The organism is Muriicola sp. (genome assembly GCF_041567615.1).
In the GTDB taxonomy this organism is placed as follows: domain Bacteria; phylum Bacteroidota; class Bacteroidia; order Flavobacteriales; family Flavobacteriaceae; genus Muriicola.
In genome coordinates, this window is sequence record NZ_JBFGBM010000147.1 from 1 (window position 1) to 6,885 (window position 6,885).

Here is a 6,885-nt window from a genome sequence, read left to right on the forward strand (position 1 = left end):
GTAAATTGAGGTACTTTGTCCCCTTTCTTAAGTGTTTTCATACGCAATTATTTTTGTGCGCATAAAAATAATCATATATGACCAAATCTGAAAAAGTATCCTTTGCGATAGAAACACTCAATGACCTCTATCCGGAGATTCCCGTCCCACTGGAACACAAGGATCCGTACACCCTGCTCATTGCCGTGCTCATGTCTGCCCAGAGTACTGATGTTCGCGTAAACCAGATCACGCCCATGCTGTTCCGCAAAGCCGATAACCCCTACGACATGATCAAACTGACCGTAGAGGAGATCCGTGAGATAATCAAACCGGTAGGGCTCTCCCCCATGAAATCAAAAGGTATTCACGGTTTATCCAGGATACTGGTAGAAAAATACGAAGGAAAGGTGCCCAGCGAAATCGAATTGCTGGAAGAATTGCCGGGGGTGGGCCACAAGACGGCCAGCGTAGTCGTATCCCAGGCCTTTGGCATCCCGGCATTTCCTGTGGATACCCATATCCACCGGCTGATGTACCGCTGGGGATTCTCATCGGGAAAGAACGTCCTTCAAACCGAAAGAGATGCTAAAAGACTGTTTCCCAGGGATTTGTGGAACGATCTGCACCTGCAGATCATCTGGTATGGCAGAGAGTATTCCCCTGCACGGGGGTGGGATCTCGAAAAGGATGTCATCACAAGAACCATCGGAAGGAGATCCGTCATCAACGAATATCTCAAAAAGAAAAAAGCCCGCTGATGCGGGCTTTACTTTTTTAGTTCAGGATCAGATCGAAACTGAACTTCCTGTGTTTTGTGATTCTCAGTGCCCTCGAATAGTCAAGCAGAAACCGGATGGTCTCAGGCCCAACTTTAGGGGTCTCGCAGACATTTTTCTTTGTTGAGTAAATTTTTTCCATAGGATTGCGATGTCGTTATGTTAAGATAACGCAAGGCCTATGGAAATATTGTAAAAATTGTTGTGAACTATGAATTTGTCAGAACTATATTATGCCTGTCTATGATCTTTCTCAGATTGATGAGGGCATACCGCATCCTTCCCAGGGCAGTATTTATGCTCACTCCTGTGTTTTCCGAGATCTCTTTAAAGCTCATATCCTTGTAGATACGCATAAGGAGGACCTCCTTCTGATCGTCCGGCAACTCCTCTATCAGGAGCGTCAAGTCGCTGTCTATCTGATCCTTGATCAGTTGTTTCTCTGCATTGAGTTTATCGTCCCCTATCACGGAGAAGATATTGAAATCGTCGTTTCCTTCGAATTTGGGCATCCTCTTGTTCTTCCTGAAGTGGTCGATGATCAAATTGTGGGCGATACGCATGACCCAGGGCAGGAATTTACCTTCTTCGCTGTAATTTCCTTTTTTTAATGTCTTGATGACCTTGATAAAGGTGTCCTGAAAGATATCCTCGGTAACATCCCTGTCGAGTACCTTGGAATAGATAAAGCTGCTGATGCGCTGGTTGTGTCGGTTAATCAGAATCTCCAGTGCCTTTTCTTCCCCGCTGATGTAATCCTGAACTAGTAGTGAGTCGTCCCTTTGTGGTTCCATAGTTTAGAGTATCTTTTGGTTTTTGTTAGTTCTTCAGCCAGGCTTGGGAACTAAGGTTTTCAGATCAATTTGAGTTTTGTGTTTTTCAAAGACATTCTAAAAGTACCCAAAGACCTTACCTCGGGAAAAACAATGTTGTCAAATGCCTGATTCTTGATGTGAACGGGCGTATTCGTAAATGACAGGGATTTTAAGACGCCCTAAAGAGGCCTTTTTGACTGTACTGCGGACCCTAAAATGAAGGAATAAAAAAAGCACCTCCCGAAGAAGGTGCCCCTGATTTATTAGTACCGGCATTACCGCCGGCAATTCTACGCTACTTAATTCAGACTGTTCTCAATGGTCATCCCCTTGAATTCACGGATGTGAAGGGATTTTGAGTAGTCGAGCAGGAATTTAATGGTTTCATGCCGACTCTTGATAAGTCTGCATTGGGATTCAGGTACGGGGTACAACTTTTCCATAATATCTCATGTTACTCCTAATAAACGCCAGAGATACAGGATTGATGGATTTCCTCGACCTAGTACAGATTAATTCGTTAAAACAATTTGATTCTTCTCAATCAGCTTCCTCAGGTTGATCAGGGCATAGCGCATGCGTCCCAATGCTGTATTGATGCTCACCTCGGTATTTTCTGCGATCTCGTTGAAGCTCATGTTCTGGTAGATCCTCATCCGCAGGACTTCCAGTTGATCCTTGGGCAACTGTTCAATGAGGACTTCCAGGTCCTGGTCTATCTGGTCCTTGATCAATTGCTTCTCCGCATTTAGTTTATCATCGGTCAGGACGGAAAAAATATTGAATTCCTTGTTTCCCTGGTATTTGGGCATGCGCTTGTTTCGGCGAAAATGGTCGATGATCAGGTTGTGAGCAATTCGCATCACCCAGGGCAGGAATTTCCCTTCCTCGTTATAGGTACCCCTTTTAAAAGTACTTATCACCTTGATAAAAGTGTCCTGGAAGATATCCTCGGTGACGGACATGTCCTTTACCTTGGAATAGATATAGCTGCTAAGTCGTTGATTGTGTTTGTTGATTAATTCCTCAATGGCTTTTTCATCGCCACTGATATAATTTCGGATAAGCGTGGCATCGTCAATCGTAGAATACATACAATTACTTTTTTGGTTCAATTTAGGGGTCGCGTGGGCTGCGCAGAACGCGACGTTAACTCTTAAATTTCAAAAAAGTAATGTTGTGGAATAGGCGTATTTCTTGACGTTTGCTACTTCAAATATAGAAAAAATATGAGTGATCAACCCCAGGGCTTTATTTTTAACATTTTGGGATCGGATGATCAATGAGACTGGTTATTGGTGCTTTCATATCGTATCTTTGCAACTTTCCACGAGAATATGAACACCCTTACGGAGGCAGATCCTAAGACAAATATCATCATCAAAGGGGCCAAGCTCCACAACCTGAAGGACATCGATGTAGTGATCCCACGGAACCAGTTGGTGGTGATCACAGGACTTTCAGGTTCGGGCAAATCGAGTCTTGCCTTTGATACATTGTACGCCGAAGGTCAAAGACGATACGTGGAAAGCCTGTCTTCCTACGCGAGGCAATTCCTGGGAAAACTAGACAAGCCCAAGGTAGACCATATCAGGGGGATCGCCCCGGCTATTGCCATCGAACAAAAAGTGAACGCCACCAATCCCCGCTCTACGGTAGGGACAAGTACCGAGATCTATGATTATCTCAAATTGCTTTTTGCCAGGATCGGCAGGACCTATTCCCCTATTTCCGGAGAAGCAGTAAAAAAGCATACGGTGACGGATGTTGTCTCCTTTGTCAAAGGGTTTGAGGAGGATACCAAGCTGTTGCTTCTGGCTCCCATCACCATCCCGGAGAACCGGGACAAGAAAAAGACCCTGCAGCTCTTGTCCTTACAAGGGTATGCGCGAGTGAAATACGGTGGAGAGGTGCACCGCATCGATGAGGACCTGCACCAGGAGGTGGGTGATCAATTGTACCTGGTGGTGGACAGGATCGTAAAAAGAGAAGACGAAGATTTCTTCAACCGCCTCGCCAATGCGGTGGATTCAGCTTTTTTTGAAGGAAAGGGGACCTGCATCATAGAGGAATTGGCCACGGGGAAGCAAACCACCTTCAGCAACACCTTCGAGCTGGACGGAATGACCTTCCTCGAGCCCAATGTGCACCTCTTCAGCTTTAACAACCCCTATGGGGCTTGTCCTAAATGCGAAGGATATGGGGATGTCATCGGCATAGATGAAGATCTCGTAATCCCCAACACGTCTCTTTCCGTCTATGAGAATGCCGTCTTCCCTTGGAGGGGAGAAAGCATGAGTTGGTACAGGGATCAGCTGGTCAATGCCGCATACAAATTTGATTTCCCTATTCACAAGCCGTGGTACCAGCTTTCGGAGGAACAAAAGAACCTGGTCTGGGAGGGGAACAGCCATTTTATCGGTATTCATAAATTCTTCCAGCAACTTGAGGAAAAGAGTTACAAGATCCAGAACCGCGTTATGTTATCGAGATATCGCGGTAAGACTCGCTGCTCCCTCTGCAAGGGGAAACGTCTGAGGAAAGAAGCAGATTACGTCAAGATCCAGGGTAAGTCCATCTCAGATCTGGTCGATAGCCCTATCACCTCCCTGGTTTCCTTTTTTGAAGCCCTTTCCCTGACGCAACACGAACGTACGATCGCCAACAGGTTGCTGAAAGAGATCAATACCCGGCTCGGATTCCTGCAAAAGGTAGGACTCGGCTACTTGACCCTGAACAGGAAATCAAATACGCTCTCGGGCGGAGAAAGCCAGCGCATCAATCTGGCTACCTCCCTGGGCAGCAGCCTTGTCGGCTCCATGTATATCCTGGACGAACCGAGTATAGGCCTGCATCCGAGGGATACAGAAAACCTGATCGGCGTGCTCAAATCCCTCAGGGATCTGGGCAATACGGTGATCGTGGTGGAACACGATGAGGATATCATGAAGGCCGCCGACCGGATCATCGACATAGGGCCCATGGCAGGGACGTTTGGTGGTGAGGTCGTCGCCAGCGGAACCTTTGAGGAGATCCTGGCTGCCGATACCCTGACAGCCGCCTATTTGAATGGCACAGAAGAGATCAAGGTTCCCGGGAAACGCCGGAAGAGCCTTAATTACATCAAGGTTTTGGGCGCGAGGGAACACAACCTGAAGAATTTAGATGTGACCTTCCCCCTGAACATGCTGACCGTGGTCACAGGGGTCTCAGGAAGCGGGAAGAGTACCCTGGTGAGGAAGATCCTGTATCCGGCCCTCTTAAAAGAATTGGGAGGCTATGGGGACAAGGCGGGACATCACAGCGCGATCGAAGGGAAGTACAAGGAGATCAAAAGGATCGAATTCGTAGACCAGAACCCCATAGGCAGGTCATCCCGTTCGAACCCCGTCACCTATATCAAGGCTTATGACGATATCCGCAGTCTTTTCGCATCCCAGAAATTGAGTAAGATCAGGGGCTACCAGGCAAAGCACTTTTCATTCAATGTAGACGGCGGCCGGTGCGAAAAATGCAAGGGAGAGGGAGAGATCACCGTGGAGATGCAGTTTATGGCCGATGTGCACCTGGAATGCGATACCTGCCAGGGCAAGCGCTTTAAAAAAGATGTGCTGGAGGTACGATTTGAGGGAATGAATATCGATGATGTCCTGAATATGACCATCGACAACGCCCTGAATTTCTTTAAAGAGCACAAGCAGAGCAAGATCACGGCCAAGCTGAAACCCCTGCAGGATGTAGGTTTGGGCTATGTCACCCTGGGTCAGTCCTCCTCTACCCTCTCGGGCGGTGAGGCACAGCGGATCAAACTGGCTACCTTCCTTGTAAAGGGGGCCTCTAAGGACAAGGCCCTGTTCATATTCGACGAACCCACCACCGGACTGCACTTTCACGATATCAAGAAACTGCTGAATTCATTTGAGGCGCTTCTGCAGGCGGGCCATTCCGTCCTGGTCATAGAACACAATCTCGATATGATCAAATGCGCGGATTACCTGATCGACCTGGGACCGGAGGGGGGTGAAAATGGGGGTTACCTCGTTGCGCAGGGTACCCCGGAGGAGATTGTTGCCCAGGGCAAGGGCCATACGGCAAGATATCTCCGGGCAAAGATCTGATCCTGCAATCCCCGAGAATCCTAAACGCACTTTTGTTGTTCATCGAACCGACATCGACGCAACATTTCCCAGAGAAGTGAAATTTTCATTCATATAATATGCTGTCTGCCAACATCTTAATGTGTTAGTCTGATTTTTGGCACGCTGTTTGAATACTCTGTACATGAATGCAAATAGTTGTATTCAGAATTTAAATTACAGAGTCATGAAAAATCTTTTACTCATCTTAGGAGCTTTTGTACTGGGCAGCTCAGTAGAAGCTACAACGCTGGACAAGAACACGATGGTCAGCAGCGTGTTCGGGTATAACAATTCTGTCATCTTTGTAGAAAACGGAATTACATTTTCTGTATATCCGGATGGTGAGTTCGATTTTTACATTGACAACAGGGTAAATTTTGGAGCGAACCTCAACTTCAGAAGGAGCAATATCACCTTCAACTCTGGATTTGATTACAGTCCATTCGTTCAGTACGACGATTTTGGAGCCGTGATCCAGATCGAGAACGTACCTGTCTATTACGATTTTTACGGTCGCGTATCACAGATCGGTGGCATCAATATCTGGTACAACAACGGCAGGCTCAGACGTGTTGGCGGATTGCGAGTATTCTACAACAACAGGGGAATGTTCTACAGATTCAACGGATTTGTGAACGTGTACAACAGATATTATGTCTATAGCCCCTTCCACGATTACTTTGCCAGACCTGCACTTGGTTTTTGCCTGGTGTACAACAGGCCCTACAGAAGGTTCTATAACCCTATCCGATACACCTGGTACAGGCCCTACATAAACAACTCGAGAAGGTTCTACGCCCAGGTGGGGAGAGATTACCGATACCATTACAGGCCTGAAAGGGAAAGGTTGTACCGAAATGACCGCAGGGTTGTAGCCCGCGAGAACCGGGGTCGAAGAGACAACGGATATATCAGGGACAACGGACAGTTCAGAGATTCCGGCAGAGCTATGAGGTCTAATACGACTACGCCCATCGCCAGGACGAACAAAAGGTCTGATGGATACAGGTCCGGAAGGACTGACAAGGCCAGGGTGAACGAACGAAATGGCAACAGGTCCTCCAGCTTTGCGAGAGGTAATGAGAAGGCCAGAGTGAACGAACGAAATGGCAACAGGTCCTCCAGCTTTGCGAGAGGTAATGAGAAGGCCAGAGTGAACGAACGAAATGGCAA

The 6,885-nt window shown here is 47.2% G+C and carries 6 protein-coding genes; 3 read left to right on the forward strand and 3 right to left on the reverse strand.

Annotated elements, in window-relative coordinates:
* Nucleotides 1-77 precede the first annotated feature (77 nt).
* Nucleotides 78-740 carry an endonuclease III gene (gene nth / locus ABYP73_RS10125; protein WP_372974235.1) on the forward strand — a complete coding sequence of 221 codons (663 nt, stop codon included), beginning with the start codon at nucleotides 78-80 and terminating at the stop codon, nucleotides 738-740.
* Between the two features lie 227 nt (nucleotides 741-967).
* Here the strand turns inward: nth and ABYP73_RS10130 are convergent, their stop codons facing one another.
* The 3 genes from ABYP73_RS10130 to ABYP73_RS10140 form a co-directional block, all read right to left on the reverse strand.
* Nucleotides 968-1,552 carry an RNA polymerase sigma factor gene (locus ABYP73_RS10130; RefSeq protein WP_163693616.1) on the reverse strand — a complete coding sequence of 195 codons (585 nt, stop codon included), beginning with the start codon at nucleotides 1,550-1,552 and terminating at the stop codon, nucleotides 968-970.
* Nucleotides 1,553-1,872: 320 nt separating this feature from the next.
* Nucleotides 1,873-2,016, reverse strand: a complete 144-nt coding sequence (locus ABYP73_RS10135; protein WP_372944678.1) for a hypothetical protein — start codon at nucleotides 2,014-2,016, stop codon at nucleotides 1,873-1,875.
* A 69-nt stretch (nucleotides 2,017-2,085) separates the two neighbouring features.
* Complete coding sequence (locus ABYP73_RS10140) at nucleotides 2,086-2,667, reverse strand: RNA polymerase sigma factor (protein ID WP_372944679.1); 582 nt, start codon at nucleotides 2,665-2,667, stop codon at nucleotides 2,086-2,088.
* Between the two features lie 243 nt (nucleotides 2,668-2,910).
* On the opposite strand from ABYP73_RS10140, the gene uvrA reads away from it, so the two are divergent.
* On the forward strand, nucleotides 2,911-5,691 hold the full coding sequence (uvrA, locus tag ABYP73_RS10145; RefSeq protein WP_372974236.1) for an excinuclease ABC subunit UvrA: 2,781 nt from the start codon (nucleotides 2,911-2,913) through the stop codon (nucleotides 5,689-5,691).
* Between the two features lie 205 nt (nucleotides 5,692-5,896).
* Nucleotides 5,897-6,885 (forward strand): hypothetical protein (locus ABYP73_RS10150; RefSeq protein ID WP_372974237.1); only part of this gene is annotated, 989 nt, incomplete at its 3' end.